General features: G+C 62.5%; 20 protein-coding genes and 1 pseudogene. 12 read left to right on the forward strand and 9 right to left on the reverse strand.

The annotated features are described in order from the left end of the window. The 3 genes from AC1D1T_RS18590 to imuA form a co-directional block, all read right to left on the reverse strand. Window positions 1-682, reverse strand: a 682-nt coding sequence (locus AC1D1T_RS18590) for a PHP domain-containing protein (RefSeq protein WP_477992283.1), incomplete at its 3' end; no start/stop codon positions are given. Window positions 683-687: 5 nt separating this feature from the next. Further along, on the reverse strand, window positions 688-2,058 hold the full coding sequence (locus AC1D1T_RS18595) for a Y-family DNA polymerase (RefSeq protein WP_477992284.1): 1,371 nt from the start codon (window positions 2,056-2,058) through the stop codon (window positions 688-690). Beyond that, window positions 1,994-2,788 (reverse strand): translesion DNA synthesis-associated protein ImuA, encoded by a 795-nt coding sequence (imuA, locus tag AC1D1T_RS18600; protein WP_477992285.1) that lies wholly within the window; start codon window positions 2,786-2,788, stop codon window positions 1,994-1,996. Before imuA ends, AC1D1T_RS18595 begins: the two co-directional genes overlap by 65 nt. A gap of 305 nt (window positions 2,789-3,093) precedes the next feature. On the opposite strand from imuA, the gene AC1D1T_RS18605 reads away from it, so the two are divergent. Then, the gene (locus tag AC1D1T_RS18605) at window positions 3,094-4,032 is read left to right on the forward strand and encodes an SOS response-associated peptidase family protein (protein ID WP_477992286.1); all 939 of its coding nucleotides are present in this window, start codon (window positions 3,094-3,096) and stop codon (window positions 4,030-4,032) included. Window positions 4,033-4,096: 64 nt separating this feature from the next. Further along, window positions 4,097-4,462 (forward strand): H-NS histone family protein, encoded by a 366-nt coding sequence (locus tag AC1D1T_RS18610; protein ID WP_477828126.1) that lies wholly within the window; start codon window positions 4,097-4,099, stop codon window positions 4,460-4,462. Between the two features lie 70 nt (window positions 4,463-4,532). Here AC1D1T_RS18610 and ligD read toward each other — a convergent pair whose 3' ends face one another. The 3 genes from ligD to AC1D1T_RS18625 form a co-directional block, all read right to left on the reverse strand. Next, window positions 4,533-7,175, reverse strand: coding sequence for a DNA ligase D (gene ligD, locus AC1D1T_RS18615; protein WP_477992287.1), 2,643 nt, complete (start codon window positions 7,173-7,175; stop codon window positions 4,533-4,535). 18 nt (window positions 7,176-7,193) lie between these two features. After that, entirely contained in the window at window positions 7,194-7,379 is a 186-nt protein-coding gene (locus tag AC1D1T_RS18620; protein ID WP_073466582.1) for a DUF3606 domain-containing protein, read from the reverse strand. Window positions 7,380-7,791: 412 nt separating this feature from the next. Next, on the reverse strand, window positions 7,792-8,046 hold the full coding sequence (locus AC1D1T_RS18625) for a hypothetical protein (protein WP_073466581.1): 255 nt from the start codon (window positions 8,044-8,046) through the stop codon (window positions 7,792-7,794). A gap of 145 nt (window positions 8,047-8,191) precedes the next feature. Between AC1D1T_RS18625 and AC1D1T_RS18630 the strand changes: the two genes are divergently transcribed. The 3 genes from AC1D1T_RS18630 (at window position 8,192) to AC1D1T_RS18640 (ending at window position 11,869) form a co-directional block, all read left to right on the forward strand. Next, window positions 8,192-8,902 carry a hypothetical protein gene (locus AC1D1T_RS18630; RefSeq protein ID WP_477825876.1) on the forward strand — a complete coding sequence of 237 codons (711 nt, stop codon included), beginning with the start codon at window positions 8,192-8,194 and terminating at the stop codon, window positions 8,900-8,902. Between the two features lie 124 nt (window positions 8,903-9,026). Next, on the forward strand, window positions 9,027-10,922 hold the full coding sequence (locus tag AC1D1T_RS18635) for a recombinase family protein (protein ID WP_477825877.1): 1,896 nt from the start codon (window positions 9,027-9,029) through the stop codon (window positions 10,920-10,922). Beyond that, complete coding sequence (locus AC1D1T_RS18640) at window positions 10,919-11,869, forward strand: ParB/RepB/Spo0J family partition protein (protein WP_477992288.1); 951 nt, start codon at window positions 10,919-10,921, stop codon at window positions 11,867-11,869. The genes AC1D1T_RS18635 and AC1D1T_RS18640 overlap by 4 nt, the downstream gene beginning before the upstream one ends. Window positions 11,870-12,187: 318 nt before the next feature. On the opposite strand, the gene AC1D1T_RS18645 is transcribed toward AC1D1T_RS18640, so the two are convergent. Beyond that, window positions 12,188-12,838: a hypothetical protein gene (locus AC1D1T_RS18645; protein ID WP_477825879.1), complete on the reverse strand. Its 651-nt coding sequence runs from the start codon at window positions 12,836-12,838 to the stop codon at window positions 12,188-12,190. A 120-nt stretch (window positions 12,839-12,958) separates the two neighbouring features. Between AC1D1T_RS18645 and AC1D1T_RS18650 the strand changes: the two genes are divergently transcribed. Then, window positions 12,959-13,264 carry a helix-turn-helix domain-containing protein gene (locus AC1D1T_RS18650; RefSeq protein ID WP_477825880.1) on the forward strand — a complete coding sequence of 102 codons (306 nt, stop codon included), beginning with the start codon at window positions 12,959-12,961 and terminating at the stop codon, window positions 13,262-13,264. Window positions 13,265-13,511: 247 nt separating this feature from the next. On the opposite strand, the gene AC1D1T_RS18655 is transcribed toward AC1D1T_RS18650, so the two are convergent. Further along, a complete protein-coding gene (locus AC1D1T_RS18655) occupies window positions 13,512-14,240 on the reverse strand; it encodes a helix-turn-helix domain-containing protein (RefSeq protein ID WP_477825883.1) in 729 nt (242 codons plus the stop codon). On the opposite strand from AC1D1T_RS18655, the gene AC1D1T_RS18660 reads away from it, so the two are divergent. The 5 genes and pseudogenes from AC1D1T_RS18660 to AC1D1T_RS18680 form a co-directional block, all read left to right on the forward strand. Further along, window positions 14,121-14,486, forward strand: coding sequence for a hypothetical protein (locus AC1D1T_RS18660; protein ID WP_477825884.1), 366 nt, complete (start codon window positions 14,121-14,123; stop codon window positions 14,484-14,486). The two genes, AC1D1T_RS18655 and AC1D1T_RS18660, sit on opposite strands and share 120 nt — an antisense overlap. Before the next feature lie 235 nt (window positions 14,487-14,721). Then, complete coding sequence (locus AC1D1T_RS18665) at window positions 14,722-15,525, forward strand: metallophosphoesterase family protein (protein ID WP_477992289.1); 804 nt, start codon at window positions 14,722-14,724, stop codon at window positions 15,523-15,525. Then, window positions 15,522-15,788 (forward strand): hypothetical protein, encoded by a 267-nt coding sequence (locus tag AC1D1T_RS18670; RefSeq protein WP_477825882.1) that lies wholly within the window; start codon window positions 15,522-15,524, stop codon window positions 15,786-15,788. Before AC1D1T_RS18665 ends, AC1D1T_RS18670 begins: the two co-directional genes overlap by 4 nt. Next, the gene (locus AC1D1T_RS18675; protein ID WP_477992290.1) at window positions 15,785-16,828 is read left to right on the forward strand and encodes an HAD domain-containing protein; all 1,044 of its coding nucleotides are present in this window, start codon (window positions 15,785-15,787) and stop codon (window positions 16,826-16,828) included. Before AC1D1T_RS18670 ends, AC1D1T_RS18675 begins: the two co-directional genes overlap by 4 nt. 59 nt (window positions 16,829-16,887) lie before the next feature. Next, a pseudogene (locus AC1D1T_RS18680) lies at window positions 16,888-17,847 on the forward strand (IS30 family transposase); the annotation flags it as partial. 188 nt (window positions 17,848-18,035) lie between these two features. On the opposite strand, the gene AC1D1T_RS18685 reads toward AC1D1T_RS18680, so the two are convergent. Then, complete coding sequence (locus AC1D1T_RS18685; protein ID WP_477829732.1) at window positions 18,036-18,596, reverse strand: hypothetical protein; 561 nt, start codon at window positions 18,594-18,596, stop codon at window positions 18,036-18,038. Window positions 18,597-19,499: 903 nt separating this feature from the next. Between AC1D1T_RS18685 and AC1D1T_RS18690 the strand changes: the two genes are divergently transcribed. Continuing rightward, on the forward strand, window positions 19,500-20,153 hold the full coding sequence (locus AC1D1T_RS18690; protein WP_477992291.1) for a hypothetical protein: 654 nt from the start codon (window positions 19,500-19,502) through the stop codon (window positions 20,151-20,153). The last annotated feature ends 77 nt before the right edge of the window (window positions 20,154-20,230 follow it).

Genomic DNA, 20,230 nt, shown 5'->3' on the forward strand with positions numbered 1-20,230 from the left:
GGTCCAGGCCGCAGTCGGTCAGGGGACGCCCAACACGCGTGGCCGTCAGTACGTCCTGAAGCGGCTTTCGCGATCGAACGTGGAAGTGAACGTCGCYCACTGCGACAAGAGGAATGGCACTGTCTTCGGAGGCCTGTCTCAGCCGGTGCAGCCATGCCTCGTCGTCGAGCACCCGGATGAGCTCCACACCGAACCAGCAGCGCCCCATGAAGTGCGTCAACAGCCAGCTGGCGACGGCGTCCAGCTGGCTCTGCTCGCACATTCGTTTGGGAGAGCAGAGCACGACGCAGTCCGCCAGTTCGGCCCCGGTGACATCCTCGAGCGCGAGCTGGTAGGTCCCCTTGTCCGACGACCGCCGAAGCTTCGTGATGAACTGCGAGAGGTTCCCATAGCCGTTCAAGTCGTTCGCGAGCACGGTGAGAACGAATGAAGGGACGGCGGCACGTGTCGCCTCGTCGCAGTGAACCTGAAACTGACTGCCGACGACCAGATGAAATCCGCACTTCTTCGCAGCCACGTGCGCCCGCACGATGCCGGCGAGGCTGCACTCGTCGGTGAGGGCCAACGCTGAATATCCCAGCTCGTACGCGCGCTCCACCAACTCTTCGGGTTGGCTCGCGCCCCGCAGGAAGCTGAAGTTCGAGACGCAACGCAGCTCGGCGTACGCAGGAATGCGGCGCATGGCGGTCAGGCGAAAGTGCCGTGCAAATACCAGGCCGTTTGAGCCGCCGACTCACTCTCGGCCAGTCGCGTTTGGAAGATCCACAGGACCCCCGCGTGCTCACTGACCGCGATCCAGTAATCACGACTGACATTGCGCGTGCACTGTGACCCGCCTTCCTCCATGCGGTCCCACCATCCCCCTTCGACGCGATGCGGACCAGAGAGCAGTTGCAGCGCGCCTTGGTACATCGGATGCGGGCCCTGCATCGCCAGTCGCAGCGGCTGCGCGAGGATGAACGTCGGCTGTGGAACGTCGAGCACGCGTGCGAGGCGCTTCGGGCGCTGAACATCGGCTGCCTGCCACTGGCACATCCACTCCGGCCGGTGGTCCTCCAATGCCAGCGGGCGGAGCACCCGTTCAGGGCCGAGGCGGGCGGCCAGGCGCTCCAGCACCAACGCAAGTCCTTCACCTGCAACGCGCACGTCCGGGACGAGCGAGAGGCTTGCCTCTTCCAGCGACTCAACCTCGTCGGCGGTCAGCTCGATGTCGCCCACCGGAGCGAGCAGCTCGACCTTCGCCAGCTGCTCTGCCAGCAAACTTCCGAGATGCTCAACGTCCCTCATGAGACGCGCTGTCCGAATCGTCAACGAGCCACCGGTGCCTGCCGATCGCGACCGCATCGTGTCATGCCACCAGTGGAAGGTGAACGCCGTGACGCCGCTGTGCTTCGCGGTCAACCAGGCACTGAGTTGGAGGAGCAGGCGACGCGCGCCAAACAGCAATGCCGGGGCGAGCTCAACGCGCGCCATCAGCTCCAGACGCGCCCGAAAGACATCCGGCAAGACGACCCATTCATGCGCCTCCGGCCGCAAGCCGTACGCCTGGTCGAGCGCGGCAAGAAGCTGCCCATCGAAGCGGCGGCTGAGTCCACCGCGAGGCAGCGCCCTGACCTGACCGAGCGTCAGACATCCAAGTCGGGCAAGCGTCGCCTGATGCTTACCCACCGAGGTCAGCGTGTGGATGGGAAGCGCATCGAGCAGTGTGCCGAGGGGCGCCGCAAAGCCGTTGGACTGCCGAGCCCGCCCGAGTGCGACGGCGCCCAGGCTGGTGGGCGCCCAACTGACCTGCTCTGCGCCCAGTGCACTGGCTTCCTCGCGGACACGTCCGACCAGTCGGCGCTTGCCGCCGAAGAGTCGCACGCTGGCTTCGACTTCCATGACGACTGCCGGCGAGTCCCCTTCGGGTTCGATCACCGCAACGCGCGGCGTGAACTGCAGCGCCCAGGTGCTCAAGCCGCTGACCGCGTCGGCCAGCGCTTGCGAGCTCACGTCAGTGCGCTGGTGCCCGGCGTCCGAAACTGACGCTACTTGCGGAAGGAAGGCTGCCCACAACATCTGGATCGGCCTGAGAAAGGAAGGTTTGAAGCGGGTCGTGCTGATGACGACGCCGTGCGGCGAAGAGCGACGAAGGTTTGGCGATGCGGGGCGTGATCAACGCCTCCAGTCCGGCAGGAACAGAGCGCAGCGTCAGCGTTTCGTCGATGGTCGGGCCGCGTCGCTTCAACACGCGCACGTGCAGTTGCCAGTCGACATCGGACTCGGCGCTCAGCCTCAGCGGCGCTGCGGAGGCTTGGTGCTGCGCGGACGCAGGACGGAAGAGGAAGACGGGGCTGTCAGCGCTGGCCGCACACACCTGCAGCCGCCGCAGTTGCTCCGGCCTCACCTGAGGCAGCCATGCCATCAGTACCGCCATCGTGTTGGCTTTGATGAGCTGCTCCGTGGTCCACAGTCGCTGCGCAGGCGACTCAGCCTGCACCCAGATCACGCGCCGCTCATCGATGCCCGCCAGGCGCAGCCCTGGGAGGTGAGGCAGTTTCGGTGGACCGATGAGCACGAGCTCGACGCCCTTTTCCATCGCGACCTTCAATCCCGGGCCGAGCAGCCGCCATTCCGCGACGGTCGGCTGGACCTGCAGCACCTCAGTGATCGAAGCGCACGGCCATCCGCCTCCAGGCAGAGCCTGGTCAAGGGCTTGAAAGCCGGTAGGCAACACGCGCGACCGCTCGTTCCCAATCTGATCTGCGCGCCAAACCGCGGCCTCCACCTGCGTTGGCAGGCGAGGCATCGCAGACACTGGTCGGCTTGGACGCGAATTCATATGAATACTGTACATCCATACAGCTACCACGTGAGGAGACGGCCCACCGTCCGCGTGCGACGTTTGCACCATTCGGTCGGTAAAGCGTTGAGCCCGTTGATTTTTGACGCTGAAGATATTTTTGCGAGAGACCTTGCGTCACCGGGCATCTGACAACACCGCCTCCCCGGCTCCCCCTAGGACATCAGGGCACGGTTCGCGTCTCGTCGACCAGGCGCTACGATCGCTCAAGGGAGCAATCGGGCCACGGCCTTGCGTGTGGAGGACAAGGGATGTGCTACAGCGCTGAAGTCGAAGCCGAGTACAAGCTGTACATCCGCGAGTGGGGTGCGACCATGAGCATCAAAGAGTACTTCGACATCTTCTGGCGAAGGCGCTCAGACCCCTCGATCGTGATCCCGAAGAGCATGGAGGCTCCGTTCGCCTCGCCCGGCTCGCCCGACGAGCTCAGGATCAAAGAGCTGATTGACGAGTTCAATCTGCAGCAGGTCGCGAAGTTCGAGGCCGAGTTCTTCACCCAGCGAAGGCGACTGATCGACGCGCAACGCAAGTTGGTGACGAAGGTGACGAAGAGCGCTCAGGAGAGCGAGCGCATTGCGAACAACAAGATTGCCCGGGCCCAGGCAAAGTTCGACGACCTGCGGAGAACCCACATCGAGCCACGTGACGGGCGCATCTACCCGGCGAACTATGCACCCGTCATGGTCATGCGCGACGGCGAGCGGAAGTTGGTACCGATGCGATACCTGTGCCGCTTGCCTGACAAGCCGGTCTTCTACGACACGAAGTACCCCGCCACCTACAACGCGCGCCGCGACTCGCTGGACAACTTCTGGAAGCCGGTTTTCGGCGTCTCGCACGGTGTATTGGTCGTGAACGCGTTCTATGAAAACGTCGCGGTAAGCGGCCCTGACGGAGCCCCGGCGAACACTGTGCTGCAGTTCCGCCCGCAGTCCGGCGACCCGATGCTCGTTGCCTGCGTATGGGCGCATTGGACTGCGCCTGGCCATGACGATCTGCTCTCCTTCGCGGTGATCACCGATGAGCCACCGCCAGAAGTCGCAGCGGCCGGGCACAATCGCTGCCCAATCGCCATCAAGCCCGAGAGCATGCACGACTGGCTTTCCCCGTCACTCGGGGCCCTGCAACGTCAACAAGAAATTCTCGACGACAAGCAGCCGTTTTACTACGAGCACCGCCAGGCGGCATAGCGCCGCGGCTACAGCACTCCCACCTCTTGCGGCGAGCGTGCCGCCAACCTCACACCAAGGAATCATGTCGCAGATACCCGGCAAAGATGAACTCAAAGGCCTGTCGTACGCTGAGCTGCGTGCCCTGCTGCAACAGACCGAAACAGCACTGGGCGCAAAGCGGAGCGAAGAGCTGAAGGTACTCGCCGACGGCTACGCGAAGAAGCTCCAGATGGGTGGCTTCGGTATCAGTGAGGGGATCGAGGCTCTGCGCCCCTACCTCCCCGCCAAGGCAGCGAAGGCGGCGTCGGGCAGCGGCGAGCCAGGCCAACCGAAGTACGCGAACCCCGCCGATGCAAGCCAAACCTGGACAGGGCGCGGCAAGCGCCCGAACTGGTTCAACGAGCAGCTCGCGAGCGGGCGCGCGCCGGGAGAGATGGAAATTCGGTAGCGGCTTCGTCGCGACGCTTCCGCTGCAGTCGGTTGCACGGTGCTTCAGCGCCGTGCACATAGCGCTGCCGTTACTTCTTCGTTGCGTGCGGAGCCTTGTAGCCGAGCGTCTTCATTGCTTGCGTCAGCGTCTGCCGGCTCTTCGTGTACGACGCCCAGGGATCTTCCTTCTGAAATGACATGTACTCACGGGCGGTAGCGACCGTCCACTGGTCGCCGCCCTTGATCTCCGGCAGCTGCTCCCAGGCGATCGGCATCGAGACACCCATGCCTGGCCGAGCGCGTGCCGAGAAGGCCGCTGCGGTCGTCTGCCCGTGTCCGTTGCGGAGGTAGTCGATGAAGATCTTTCCAACGCGATTGGAGCCGCCAGACTTCGCAACGAATCGCTGGGGGATGGTCTTCGCCACGTGGACGACCACGGCCTGCAAGAACCCCTTCACGACGTCATAGGTTAGCTTCGGCGTCAAGGGCACAACGACGTGCAGCCCCTTGCCGCCGGAGGTCTTCAGCCAACTCTGCAAGCCGAGCTGCTCCAGGAAGCCGCGCATCAACATGGCCGCTTCCTGCACCTCAGTCCAGCCGACGCCCTCGCCCGGGTCGAGATCGAAGACTACGCGGTCCGGGTGATCGATGTGCGACGCCGTCGAATTCCAGGTGTGGAACTCGATGGTGTTCATCTGCGCCGCAGAGAGCAACGCCCCAACCCCATCTACTGTCAGGAGCGCCGCATGGCCTGGCCACAGTTTCGGATCGAGCTCTGCCATCCCCGGCATCTTCGTCTCCGGGTGCTTCTGGAAGAAGAGCTGCTGGCCGACGCCCTGTGGTGCTCGGACGAGCGACACCGGTCGACCTTCGAGATGGGGAAGCATCCAGTCGGCGACGCTCTCGTAGTACCGCACCAGCTCAATCTTTGTGGTCCCGGACGCAGGATCGATGACCCGTTCCGGATGCGTGATCTTGAGCTTCGAGGCGGCGGTCGGTGAAGCTCGCGCGCCGCGCTTTGAGGCCGCTCGCACGGCAGCGTCAGCCTTCGTCGCCGCCGCCTTTGGGACCGCCACGTCCTTTGCCTTCTCCCGATCAACCTCCGCCGCAGGCTTGTCGGTTCGCACGCCGCGAAACGACGCATGGCGGATGTGGCCATCCGGAGTCCATTCGCCGAATGCCACTTCGACAATCACCTTCGGTTCGACCCAGTGCCTGGCGCCGGCGCTGCGCTGCGACCAGCGGCCAGGCTTCACGGCTGACGCGTCCACCGCCGGCACATCCGTTTCATGCTTGGCGAGAAGTTGGTGAAGCTCGCGCGCAGTCGCATTGCTCCAGCCCGTTCCCACCGCGCCTGCGTACAGCAGCTTCCCCTCGTGGTGATACCCCAGCAGCAGATTCCCGACCTCAGTGGTCGAGTCCTTCCGATCGTTGAAGCCCACCACGATGAACTCTTGCCGCTTCTGGCACTTCAGCTTCAGCCAGGTCTCCGTTCTCCCCTCGACGTACGGCGCGGTCGCTTGCTTCAGCATCACGCCTTCGAGCCCCATGTGGCACGCCGCTGCAAGCAACTGGTCGGGGGAGACGTCGAAGGCCTCGCTGATTCGGACACGCTCTGACTCGGATTGTCCCATCAGCTGCTTGAGCACCGCCCGCCGGCTCATCAGAGGGACTGCCCTCAGGTCGGTGTCGGCCAGGAACGGCACATCGAAGACGAAGTAGACGAGGTCCTTGCTGCGCGAGTTGTCGATGGCGTTCTGCAGCCGGTTGAAATCGGGAACGCCTTTCTCGTCGAGCACGACGATTTCGCCATCGAGGTAGGCGTCGGCAATCCCGAGCGCCTCGACATGACTGGCCAGCTCCTTCAGCTTCGACGTCCAATCGTTGCCCTTGCGGGTCAACAGACGCACGTTGCCGCCGACAATCCGAGCGAGCATGCGGTAACCGTCGTACTTGTTCTCGATGATCCACGAGCCACCAGCGGGCGCTGCGCTGACGAGCGTCGCGAGTTGAGGTTCCAACACCTCGGGCATGTTCCCCTTGACGGCGTTCGTCAGATCCGGCTCGTCGTCGTCCGCCTGAACCGGCGAGCGCTTGGCGGTCGTTGCCGGTGCCTGTCTGTCTTCGAGCAGCCCCAACGGTTGGGCGATCACGCTGTCGGGCAAGGCGACGATGACGTCGTAGTCTGCAGTGCTTCGAGTCCACCCGTCGCCTCGCTTCTTGAGCAGCAGCCATTGCTCCTGCTTCTTGTCGCCTGGCTTGGAGATCCGCACGAGCTCCCACAGTCCGGCCAACTTCTCACCGTGCAGGTGGAAGATCAGCTTTCCCTTCGCCAAACCCTCAGCGACATCGCCAACCGGCTCCCATGTACCGCGGTCCCAGACGATCACGGTGCCCGCGCCGTACTGCTTTTTGGGGATCTCGCCTTCGAAGTCCGAGTACGAGATCGGGTGATCCTCGACGTGGATTGCCATCTGCTTGACGGCGGGATCGAAGCTGGGGCCCTTGGGCACCGCCCAGCTCAGCATGACGCCGCCATGCTCCAGGCGGAAGTCGTAGTGCAGCCGGCTGGCCCAGTGCTTCTGGATGACGAAGCTGGGCGCTTGCTGCTTCCGGCCTGCCGCTCGACGCGAGCCGGTACCCGTAGGCTCAGGCGTGACGCTGAAGTTCCGCTTCGCCTTGTACTTCGCCAGGGGTGCTTCAGCACCGCGGGCACTCGGCTTATCGGCCATGGCGTGGTGAGCGCCTCGTCAGCTCGACTTGCCCTGCTTCAGATGCGCTTCCACATCCTTCGCATTCGATCCAACGGCCTTCACCGCCGCCCGCAGTTGCTCAGCGCTCACGCCGAACTTCTTGGACCAGTTGCGTACCTCGTAGTCTTCGTTGGCGTTGATCCTGGTGCGGTCCTGCCCGCCAGCCTTGCTCTTGTCGTCCATTGCGGTCTCCGAAACACCGATGCTGTTCGATCTTCTTGCGGCAGCCGTCCTGGATCTGCCAGAGAACCACCAACGTTCTCGCAGGTGAATGCCTACAGGATCCACGGCACTTCACCTCGCTCGCCCGGATGCTTCTATGCGCGGTCCCGTTGGCCGACGATCTGGTAGACCGTGGAGCGAGCAAGCCCGAACATCGATGCAGATTCGCAAGGCACTCGCGGCGAAGCGGGCAACGCGTGACGAGAGCGGCGGCCTGTTATTCCGTAGGTCCCTGGTTCGAGCCCAGGTCGATGAGCCAGTATTGACGGGGCGCGCAGCGATGCGGGCCCTTTGTCAGTGGCGCCCGATATGAGACGTGTGTGAGGCGGTGCCTCATATCCTGTAGTCCGGCCACCTCCATAGCTCGCCCCGATCAGTTCGTCGGGGCGCCGCCCCGAGTGAAGTCCAACAACCACTTCTGGGTCATCTCGACGGCCCGCAGCTGGACTGCCGCCTCCGGATTGGGCTGGAAGGCATCTCGCAGCAGCTGCAGCTCCCTGAGTGCCGCTTGTTCGAACAGCGGCTTCGGCACGGAAACCTTCACCACCGCCGCAATCAGCGCGGTCAACGCCATTATTTCGCCGTGAAGGTACTTGGCGACATCGCCTGCCTCATCGAACTGCTCCATGCTGTCGTCTCCTTGGATGCGTTGAACGCGAGCAGCCTACTCTCGAACCTCTGTCGGGCTGGCCATGACAAGCCCTCTCGTCAGCCGTCTCGTCCCGTCGTAGAGTTCGTCCGAGCCTCAAACCCCCCGCAGTACTGGAAAGATCATGTCGACTGCCCTGAAGAAAGCCGCCTGGGTCGACCGCGTGTTTGCCGAGCTCAGCAAGCTGGATGCCAAGGCGACGATCGAGCAGCTGAAGGAGGTGGCGGAGGACTCCTTCGCTGCAACCGATTCCGGCACGCCTGAGGCCTGGGCGGAGCGCTATTTCCGATTGCAGATCAATTCGGATGCGTCCGATCGGCAGTGGCGTCTTGCCTTCTGGGAGCGTGTGTTCGAACTGGAGCCCAGGCTCAGCTTGATGGATGCTTGGGATCTGTGGGAAACCGCGGTGGCCGACCCCATCCAAAGCGAGCGCCCGGCAAGCCAAGCCGCAGACCACCTCATGGGCGTGAATCTGCCACCGATGACCGACGGGCAGAGCCCAGCACCTGTCCTGCCGCGACAGAACTGGTTGCTCAGCGTAGTCGGCGCATCACCGCAGCAGATCGAGCGCGCCCTCGCCGCCCTTCACGCGCTGTTCGCGGCGGCCGAGGTGCCACCTGCGTTCGCTGCCCGTTCGGCCCACAAGCTGAAGCGCTGGGACGCCGAGGGGTTTCCTCCAGAGAAGCTGCCGTCAAATGCGGAGTTCGATGCCGCACAGGTGTGGTTTGGTGTGGAGGAGTGTGTCCTCGACGCAGTATTCGGTTCCGACCGCCCGCCGAACGCCTCGTCTCTGGTCGAGGTCTCTCTGCTGCCTTCGGACCCCACCCTCCACTAGCCCTGCCAACAACGCCGCCCGCGGCGCTCGAAGTACCAATTGCTGGTGACAGCTCGGCCTTCTGGTGGACGAGACTCCGTCACGGTCACATACTGCGCCTCTGAGCTTGCTCGCGAGGTGCATCATGACCGACACGCACACCGGCGGCGCCGAGATTGCAGCGGCGTCGGAGCTGATTCCCGTCGCACGCTACGTGCGCATGTCCACAGAGCATCAGCGCTACTCGATCACCAACCAGTCCCGCGCAATCGCCAGATACGCCCACGAGCACGGGATGAACGTCGTGTGCTCGTACGAGGACCTCGGGAAGAGTGGGCTCGATATCCGGGACCGGTCAGGTTTGCGTCAGTTGCTCCACGACGTTCAGCACCCGCCGGTGCCATACCGCGCCGTCTTGGTTCACGACATCAGCAGATGGGGGCGCTTTCAGGATCCTGATGAGGCGGCCTCCTACGAGCTGGCTTGTCGCCGCAACGGCGTGCGTGTCTTGTACTGCGCCGAGCCTTTCGCCAATGACGGTTCGATGGTTGCCAACATCCTGGTAGCGATGAAGCGCAGCATGGCCGCGGAATACAGCCGGGAGCTGTCGGAGAAAGTCTTCGCCGGGCACTGCTACTCCATCGAGCAAGGGTTTCACCAAGGCGGTCACCCAGGGTTYGGGCTCAGCAGACAGCTGGTCGACCCGTTTCGAAAGCCGAAGGCCATTCTTCAGCCAGGGCAACGCAAGTACCTGCAGGCGGATCGCGTGGTGCTGATTCCGCAATCCGAGGAACACCGTCAGTTGGTCAACCTGATGTACTCGCTCTTCATCGACGACGATCTCCCTGTCAAAGAGATTGCGAGGCGCATGAACAAGCGTGGTGTCTTCTGGAAGCAAGGACGCCCCTGGACCTGGCACACGGTGATGCAAGTTCTGACGAACGAGAAGTACATCGGAACGATTCTCTACAACCGCAGATCATCTCGCCTCCACACGCCAGCAAAGCGCAATCCGCCGGAGGCGTGGATCCGACGACCGAATGCCTTCGAGCCCCTCGTCACGCCCGAACGATTCCAGCAGGCGCAAGCAGTATTCGGCCGACGGTCACAGCAGTACCACGATGAGCGAATGGTGGCAGCCCTGCGAGAGCTCTTGGCGGAGCGCTCCCGCCTGTCATCGGAGATGCTCAGCGCGCGCAACGGGATCCCCTCGCGCACGACCTACGTCCAGCACTTCGGCTCGCTGAAGAATGCTTTCCGTCTTGCCGGCTTCGAGCCTGCCCGGGACATGGAGTTCGTCGACGCCAATCGACGAGCCCGCCAGCTTTATTCCCGGATCGTTGGAGCCGTCATCAAGGGCATCTACACCGCAGGGGGCTTCGCGGTGATGGATCAGGTGACCACCATGCTGCTGGTGAATGGCGAACTGCAGGTCGCCATCGTGATCCTCACTGCTGGCCAAATCGACGGACATCGAGGCTGGCGCCTGCAGAAGCCGGACCCCGATGCTGCGGACATCAGCATCTACGTGCGGCTCGACGAAGCCAACGAGCGTCCTTTCGACTTCTACGTCATTCCCGCCCTTGATCGTCCAGCCTCCGAGCGGCCGCTGCGCGAGGCGAATAGCCGGGAGCTAGACGTCTATCACTGCCAAGACCTCTGCCTGTTCTTCGCGCTCATGTCACGCGTTCCGGTGGACGCACGGGGGCCGTCACATCAGTCGAGCATCGAGCTCTTTGCACCATTCGCGCAGAGACCCTCCATGAACTCACCCTCCGGCAATCAGGATCCACCCGCACGGACATCCACCTTTCGAATGGCGCCTGTCGAACTGTTCGGGCTCTACGGCCGAAAGCTCGCGGAGCATCAGCGGTTTCATGCGAAGGGCGCCCTCGCTCTGGCTCGCCTTCAAGCCACCAAGTCCGAGTTGCTTGAGCTCCTGAACGATCCTGACTGCAGTGTCCTCATCGCCGGCAGCTCTTCCCCCACCGTGCCAGAGGTGCTGCGCGCTTGGGGCCATCATGCAGAGGTGAATGGATGAACCATCGCACCTTTGAGCGACAGCTCAACTTCGTTCGCTTCCCTGCGCCAGTTCGACTTGAGCAGCTGCAGTTGCGCGGTCAAACCGCACCGGACGAGCGTCGAAGCGATCGCCTTTGGCAACTTCGCCAGTCCATCGAGCGTTTCGGTCAGGTCACAGCGATAGTGGTCGTACCCGTTCCCCCAGGAATGCGCGAGTCGAACGACGATCGGTTCTTCGTTGCGGATGGAGAGCTTCGAGTGTCTGTCTTGCAACTCCTGCGTGCACAGTCGGCGATCTGCCTTCAACCGGTAGCCGAGCGTCTGAGACCGGCGGAGCGCCTCAACGTACCTTCGATCGCGCGAGAACATCAGATCCTGTCGCGGGCGGCGGAATTCGGCATGGGCAGCGAGTACCTCGCCGAAGTCTTCGGTATCAAGGTCTCCGACATCACACTGCGGCTTGGCATGCTCGATCGGATTTGCGCCGACGCGCAACAGCTCATCGGCGAATCGCCTGTGTCCGAAGGGGTCTATCGCTGCCTGAGAAGGCTCGTGCCTGAGCGACAGGTCGAAGTTGCGAGGGCCATGCTCGATCTTGAAGACTTCTCCGCGCGGGTCGCGCTTGCGCTCGTTCGCTCTACGTCAAGGGAACAGTTCGTTCGCAAGCCGCGCTTCGCATGGAATGACGCAGAGCGGGCTGCAGCAAAGGCATTGCGCGGGTCGTTTGCGGCGTCCGCTGCAGAAACTCGGCGACTTGCCGCTCATCATGCCAACGCGACAATGGAGTTAAGCATCCTGTCTGCCCACATCCGCAAGCTCCTTACCAACCCGTCACTGGTTCGATGGCTAGCGATCCATCGCCCGGAGCAACTTCGGCGACTGGTAGAGTTCTCCGAACCGGCCGGTCTCACCGCATCCTCCGATGATGTGATGCTTACGCGCCCTTCGCCAACGCTGCAGCCGTAGATCAAACCGATGCACGCGGGCGCATTGGTCCACGAACCGAATCCTCAGATGCCGGCGACTGGCGGAGGAGCTGGGTCGCCAGGAGATGTACCCCAGTCGCCGCCAAGCTGTTGACGAGGCAGCCCAGATCGGCTTTGTGCTGGCGCCGAACCGAGCCCCCTTCGGTGGGYCATGCATGGTCACCAAGACTGACTCAACCAGGAGACCGCTGGTGGCCGTGGCTCGATCACCAACGTCATTCCGTCCGACATCAGCCTGACGACTTGGCCGTGGTGGTCGGCGGCTGCGACCACCACGTCGCCCAAGAACTGGATTCCGTCACGCGGCCAGCAAGCGCTCCTCAGCAAGACGGTTGATCTCATCGGCGATTGCGCGAGCCCTTCTCTCCGGACCCAGATTGCTGCCGACAACGGCCCATGCGATAAACCCAAGAACGGCCCCCGCAATCAGCCCGCCGAATGCCAAGGACAGGCGATTCTCCAGGCTACCGCCGGTCAGCACAAATCCGAGGAGCGCCAGAACGATCGCGGTGACCGAGACCCAGAGAAGGAAGTTCGCGCCGGCGCCGACATTGAGGTGCCAGCTTCGCAGTTCGTGGCCCAGCGCAAGCACGTCGCTGCGAACCTCTTCGGTCGTGTGGTTGCGGCCCGCGAAGTATTGCCCCTGTTCGTTTCCCACCATGCTGCCCCACAGCACCGTGACGGTATGTCCAGGACGCGCCGCCAAGCCGATGTCCGACATGCGGATTGGGTGCTCTCGACCATCAGCGGAGCGCAGCCACATCTCGTGCTCTGACGTCGTGGTGGTCTCGATTCGCCCTGGAATCACCATCTTGCTGCTGAGGACGGTTGGTGCTTGCTGCGACACCGTCGTGGTCGAAGTCTTGCTCTGATCCAATACTTCGCCGGTGAAGGTACAGAGCCAGAGTTCCTGGCCGTTCGAGAGTGTGTGCGTGGTTTTTTCTGCCATCGGAGTTCTTTTCTGCCCTGCGCGTAGTCCGCCTCTGCGTACACGCTTCCAACGAATACTAGTCGAATTTCGCATATTCCAGATTCGCATGCATCGTCCACGCCTCCGATCGTGTGACCTATGCCTCGAACCATCAAGATCGAGCCCGAGAATGTGTTGCTGGAGCTCCTGCGCTCTGCTCGCGAGCGCTCGGGAGTAACGCAAGTCCAGCTGGCCGAGCGAACCGGCATGCGGCAGACCGACATCAGCAAGAGCGAGCGCGGCGTTCGCCGCCTCGACGTGATCGAGCTGCATGAATGGCTTGCGGCCCTGGGTGTTTCCTTCGTTGTTTTCGCTCAGGAGCTTGATGAGCGGCTTACGACCATGGCGCTTCTCAAAGCACAGCAGTCCAGAGGCATCCGTCGACGCACGAGGAAGCCCGACTGAGTTCATACACCGCCGGATACGCCCTTCCCTCCGGCGTCATCGACCATTCCGAGGGGCGGCAACTGCGGCGCTGGTCGAACGATGTCCCAAGTCGAGAGTTCCCCTGCAGCTAGGCCCGACGTAGATGGCGGAGCCCTATCGCCAGCCCTGTACCAAATCCACCGGCCGGTCTTCTTGCTGGCTGCCTTTGGGTTCCTGAGGATCCGCAGTTGGCGTCCCTCGTGCAGAAGCTCCGCGACAAGCGAATCTACGTTCGTCGCCGTGGTGGGGCGGTGCCCTGTGAGATCGCAGGGGCATCCTTCCGGCGTGCGACGCGGAACCGGCCATCAGACACCGGATGAGCCTGCAGACGTCGATCCAGTTCGACGGCGAAGGCAACGAAATCGACCTCCAGCGCGCGCAGCCAGGCGCGCAACTCGATCACGTCGATCCGGCGTTCACCGCTCTCGACCTTGCTGACCGTTGCTTGGCCACGGCCAAGCCGCTGCGCCAAGTCGGCCTGACGCAGCCTGACAGACTCGCGATTGCTTCGCAGGAGCTCCAGGAAGATTTGTTGATGACGGCTGTTTAGAGACTTGAACATGACGACCCTTCGCCAGCCACGGTAGCCGCATCCCGGGCGTATTCCGAAAGGGAATCTAACCACGGGCTGCGCAGTCGTACAAGCGGCATCGCGCTCGCCAGATCGCGAAGACCTCCGGATACTTCCGGTTATAAAAAACTCAGCCACCGGATCCAGTCCGGCGACGCCCACCAGCCGATGTTCGTCTGTCACAAATCGTTCGAATTCCCCGTTCCGCCGTTCCTTCGCTCGCCCGGGTCGGGCTACTACAGGGCAGTCGAACTCTCGCTTCAAATGCCTTGGTTCATCATCACCTTCCTGGTCCAGGAAGACGAGAGCAGCTTCGTGCGCTCCGTGTGCTGCAGCTGGGAGAACGACCTCATCGATCTGATCGACGCCCAGGCGCTGGCACATGCTGGTGAGACATCGCCACCAGCACGGCACGCGCTCGTCTCTTTGCAGCAGGTCGTGCCGCATGCTCATGGCACCGGTTGGACGGTTCGCGACATTCGAAGCGTGTGGGCTGCGAACGAGGTCCCGTCGAACGAGCCGGTCGTGATCGTTGAGGACGTGGGAGGAATCCAGTTCTACTGCACGTTTCCCAGCGACGAACCGCCGATCGTTGGCGAGCGACGTCTCGTCGCCTCGATTGGGGTGTGATGCCGCATGTCGCCCGCGGCGGCTGGCCATCAGCGATCCGGGCGCGCGGTTCTCGCCCTACACAGGGAGCGTTTTCAAGCGCTCTAGCCAACGCGAGTTTTCAAGCCGGTGGGCGACATTTCGCGTCCACGCAGCAAGTCCACGCCATGCCCGCCGCTCTTCAGCCAATTTTGGCAATCCAAACCAACTCGCATGCACCTGCACCAGGACGGTTCCGGCCGTTCGGGAGCGAATCATGACGTTGCGCCCTGTCTTGTTCTGCGGGGATCCGCACTCCAGGTTTCGGCAAGTTGTTGAGAGCGCGAGTCGCACTCGCGCATCAACCGTCGTTCTTCTCGGGGACATGGAGCCTTCGCGTCCTCTGGAAGAGGAGATGGCTGCGCTGCAACAGAGCGACATCGAGTGGTACTTCATTGCGGGCAACCACGATGCCGACAGCCAAGTGCTGGCTCGCCGCGTCTGGAACCGAAACACGGACCCGCACAACGTCCACGGACGCGTGGTCACGTTGAAAGGAGGCCTACGCTTGGCCGGCCTCGCCGGAGTGTTCAGGGGCGACGTGTGGTACCCGCAGGTAGGAGACAAGAACGGACGCCGATCAACGTACTACTCGCGATTGGATCTCGAGCGCGTGACCCCGCGACAGTACCGCTTCAATCCGTACGATGCTGCGTCACCCCAGGTGCACCACAAGCACTGGGCCAGCATCTTCGAAGAGGAGTACGACGCCTTGGCAGAAATGCAGGCGGACATTCTGGTGACGCACGAGGCACCTTCCTACCACTGCGACGTCAGCGGCAACGGAACGGGCTTCCGAGCCATCGACGAGCTGGCGCAGTTCCTCGGTGCGCGGTATGCAATCCACGGACATCATCACRACAACCAGGACAGCTCTGGATTCTGGGTACAGCAAAAGTTCGAAAGCCATGGAGTAGGACTGCGTGGCGTCTCGGCGCTGTGGCCCGACGGGCGGTGGGAGGTTGTCATGCCGGGCGAGATCGACGATGCACGTCGGCGACAACTGAGGGCATCAGGATGAGGCTCCTCGTGTTCGGCTACCCGCACCTCAAGCTAATCGCGCGGCCAACCTGGCCGAGGAGCGTGGATTACGAGACGGTGGAACAGGCCGTCATCCACCGTTACGGGCGCAACGCGAAGCATTGGGCGAAGAGAGGCAGTGCGTTCGGTGGCAAGCTGGCCGCCCTCGCGTTCGGTGTGCTCAACGTGCCGACCTGGTCTCAGTCAGCCCTTCTGCCGGTAGAACTCGACCAAGCTAGCTTCGGTCACGAGTGCGCAAAGTGAACCCCGTTTTTGTCTTCGTTGACTTTGACGGCGTGCTGCATCGCACGCAGGGAGATATCGACCGGTACTTCGAGCGCGCCGAGCTCTTGGGTACTTGGCTCCGGTCACATCCAAACATCCAGTTAGTGGTGAGTAGCAGCTGGCGCGAGGTATACAAGCTTGCCGAGCTGCGAGAACTTCTTTTCCATGACGTGCCGGACCTGAAGGAGCGCCTTGTTGGCGTCACTTCGAACATGGATCGGATACACGCCGAACATGAGCGATCTGCCGAGTGTCGCCTCTGGCTCCGCGACCACGGCCACAACTTCTCGGCCTGGCTCGCAATCGACGATCAATCTGAGCGGTTCTCACCAGACGCGCGCGACCATCTTCTGGTTTGCGACCCGGCCTCCGGCCTGAMGCAGAATGTTCTCGACCGAGCCTGGGAAAGGCTCAAAGAACTTCAGAGGGAGGAGCCCGAGCGTCACGCCCGCAACGAGATCAGCGGCACACCACTGCGACCCGAACTGCGGCGGTTGCTTCGACCGCTTCCCGATGAAGTTATCAAGGCTTCCCCTTCAAAGTGGCCGGAGATCGATCCGCGCATCGATGCAACGCAGTCAGGGATCGGCGCGTCCGGCACAGGTGAAGCTGCGGGTGGCCTCGCTCGCGTAGCGTTCGAAAGAGACTTCCTGCCGACGCTGTCGAACTATGTCAACGTCCGTGCGCTTCGCGCTGACATGGTGAGCTCGGCTGAAGCGGCGGCCCTGGCCCGCATGACCACGGCGCAAGTGCGCCGCTTGGCGACGATGAAGTCCCCCCAAGTCATCGCTTTGCGGCACTCGGTTCTCGGTTGGCGGTACCCCCGGTGGCAGTTCGACGCGGCCGCTCGGAAGGTTGTCGAGCAGCTGGCACGAGCTCTGCAGGGAAACGGCCCAGCGATGTTGGCATGGCTGGAGACGCCACTCGGTGCGCTAGAGGGACGCACGCCACGATCGGCGCTTGAACAGGGCGACTCAGTGCAGAGGATCCTGGCGCTGGCGGCAAGCGAGGGGCTTTGATTGGACCGAGGCGATGGATTCAGTTGCAAGCGTTGACCCATGTGTCGGACGCATACGCTGCTGCCGCAACCACAGGTGCAGAGCTGCAGCGCAACACCGAGCAGAGGAAGGCGTACGCATCGACCCGAGCGCAACGCATGGCGCAGACCCGCCGCAAGGCCGGGCGGCCGTGGCCGAAGCTGTACCGCGAAGGGCGGCTGTGGCTGGTGGTGAAGACGTGCCTGTCGTGGCGTTGGTCGCCCCGGCAGATCGCATGCACACTGGAGCGCATGTTGCCCGACGAATCCGACATGCAGGTCTCGCACGAGACGATCTACACCGCGATCTACGCGCACGCCAGCGGCGAGTTGCGCCGCCAGCTTGTCAGTTGCCTGCGCCAGGGCAATAGCACACGCAGACCACGCGCTAGTGGGCAGGATCGACGCGGGCAGATCTCCGAGATGGTCAGCATCCACGTGCGTCCGCCCGAGGTGGCCGATCGCGTGATGCCCGGACGCTGGGAAGGCGACCTGATCCGCGGGGCCGAGAACAAGTCGGCGGTGGGCGCGCTGGTGGAGCGCAGCACGCGGCTGGTGCTGCTGGCGAAGATGGCAGATGCGACGGCTGAATCGGCGCTGCGGGCGTTCAGCGCCAAGCTCAACTCGATTGCCGAGCCGATGCGCCAGACGCTGACCTACGACCAGGGGCGCGAGATGGCCAGGCACCAGGAGCTCACCCGGCGTACTGGCGTGAAGGTCTACTTTTGCGACCCACACCGCCCGTGGCAGCGAGGCGCGTGCGAGAACACCAATGGGCTGTTGCGCCACTACCTGCCCAAGGGTACCGACCTGTCGGTCTTCAGCCAAGACGAGCGCGATGCCATTGCCGATGAGATGAACAACCGGCCTCGCGCAACGCCCGACTGGGATTCGCCCCTGCGGGTATTTGCCTCCATACCCAACGCCGACTCTCAACGTCAAGTCCCAACGTCAAGTCTCAACCACACATTGATGCGAGCGGGTGTTGCACTTCAGACTTGAGACCGCCGGGTGTCCTGGTTCAACCACCACCGGCTGCTGGAGCCTATCGGCTACATCCCACCCGCCGAGGCTGAGGCAAACTACTACCGGCAACTCGCTGAGCAGGCCACTACGCCGGCCTGACTTAAACCAACCGGCCTCCACGGAACCCGGGGCGATTCACACTGAGCCGCCCGAGGCAGAGGTCCCTATCGACCCCTTCGCTTCATGGTCACCGCCCTTTTTGCGCGAATCGACTCCCGTCGAAATGCAATCACGCTATCCGCGTCCAACAACTCGGGAGCGTCTGGCAGCTTCTCTACCAGCAGCGCCATGGCCTTTGCATTCGTAGGAGCGAGCTTGTGGCCGATGGAGATGCAAAGGACCGTTGAAAGCAGAGTCAACAGCTCCCTGACCTCGCTGGCCATCCTCGCGCCGGCAGCCGTCACGTAGACCCGCCGAGCGCGCCGGTCCACAAGCGAGGCAGACTCTATTTGCTGCACAAGGCCTTTGTCGCGCAAAGCCTTCAGCTGAATTGAAATCATTGCTCGGCTCTCGCTCAGGTTGGCAGCAAGCTCTGACGCGCTTGCCGCCCGAGATTCCGACTTGGCCCTCCCGCGCCCGCGCGCTCGCGGGGTCAACTCCGCAAGCACCAGCATCTGCGTGGTGTTGATCCCCCACTGGAGTCGCTTTTGATTCATGCGGTCTTCGATTTGATTGGCCACATTGAGGTGGTTCATCAACAAACGGATCGCTTCATCAGTGGTCATCTCTCGAGCCTCTCACCTTCGTTAACCGCAAGTGTGACAAAAATGCCACGGAGCGATCCAATACCAATGCGCAAAGTTTTACGCACTGTCGTGTGTCCGCATGCGATTGAGGGCCGAATCGCGCAGTGAATATGTTCCCTGCGACGCAGCTCGTCTCTTCCACATGCAACTGAGGTTGCGACCGTCGCCATCCGTCGCCACACTGAGGCATGAGTAGGCAAACTGGCAGGCAGGTATGAATTTCGCGGAAGCCCTTCGCACCCAGGATGATGCGGTCATCACGAAGTACTTGATGGATCGGTACGGCGTCCTGTTAGGACGCAAGGCGCTGGCGGAGGTCCTGCAATTCCCCACCGCGGACGCGTTCGACCGCCACGTCCAGCGCAAGCACTTTGAACTTCCGGTACTGCGCTTTTCGGGAAGACGTGGAGTCTTCGTGCTTGCAACGGACGTTGCACGCTACCTGGTCAAGAGTTCTGCGCGGGTAGCCAGACCAGTGCGAGAAAGGAGCACGTCATGAACGGTAATCCATGAGCGCGATAGAAGAGAAGCAGAGAGCCCGTCGAAGGCGCCAACCCGCGACGGGCTCTTGAGTCTGCAGACCAGAGGTACCGGTCAAGCACACTCTATCGCCGAACCTTGCCCCGGGCAAGGAGGCCTCGCCACGCCGAGCGCCTTGGGCAGCTTTTCTCCTCTCTGTCGCTCTCAGTGACCAATCGGTCGTGGTCTGACGTTGCATCAGTGCCACTTCAGCCATGGCACCGCGGCGATGTAATTTCCACTGCAGCCGCGTCTCAACCGCTTCAATGCGTAGTTACGGAGAAGGCTATGACTAAATCCCCTCCCCCAAATGCACCGAGGCAATATAAAGGCGCGCGCTTAGGAACCCGAATTCGAGGAGCGATGGCCGAGTCTTACGATGCACGCGGTCATAAGGCGCAAGACCTTCATCTGCACTACAGCCAGAAAATGGGGCGCGATGTTGTGCTTGCCGGAAGGCTTCGCTACATCCACTTCCTGATGGTGGAGGGCGATCCACTCGTCAACACTGTCGACTACACGCCGCATGCAGCTGTCACCGCACTTGCTGGCGATGCGTTCGCGGACTTGGTCGCGGCACAGGTAACGATGACCAACGGCGAAGTTGTCTGGCGTCGGTTGATTTACACGGAGCCGGATACTTCGGCCTTCGTTGAGGACTTGCGAAACGCCGTCGGCAAAGGGCCGCTAAGCACTATCMAGCGCCYGGAAGTACTAACGTTCAATCAGTTGGTGGCGCGTGACGTTTGGACGCGTAACGTTCATAGGGCGCTCTCCTGGATTGCGGCGGCGCGGGAATGGCCACTTGGACAGTACAAACATGGCGTACTTGATCTTCTGCAGAAACATCGCCAAGTCGCATTTCAGCGATTTCTAGAACTGGGCGAAGGGGGGAATTCCGCACTCGTGGGCGCAGCTGTCCTGCAACTCGCGCTGAACGGCGCGATTGAAACTGATCTGGCCACACTCCCATTAAGCCGGACAAGCTTATTTTCGGCTGTGAGGGGGGAGCGCTGACATGGTAGCTTCTGTGAAGCGAGTTGCGCAGAAAGCAAATGGCGAAGCAATAGTGCGCTACGGGTACGCCTCTATTC

Source organism: Rhizobacter sp. P2_H3 (assembly GCF_056403355.1).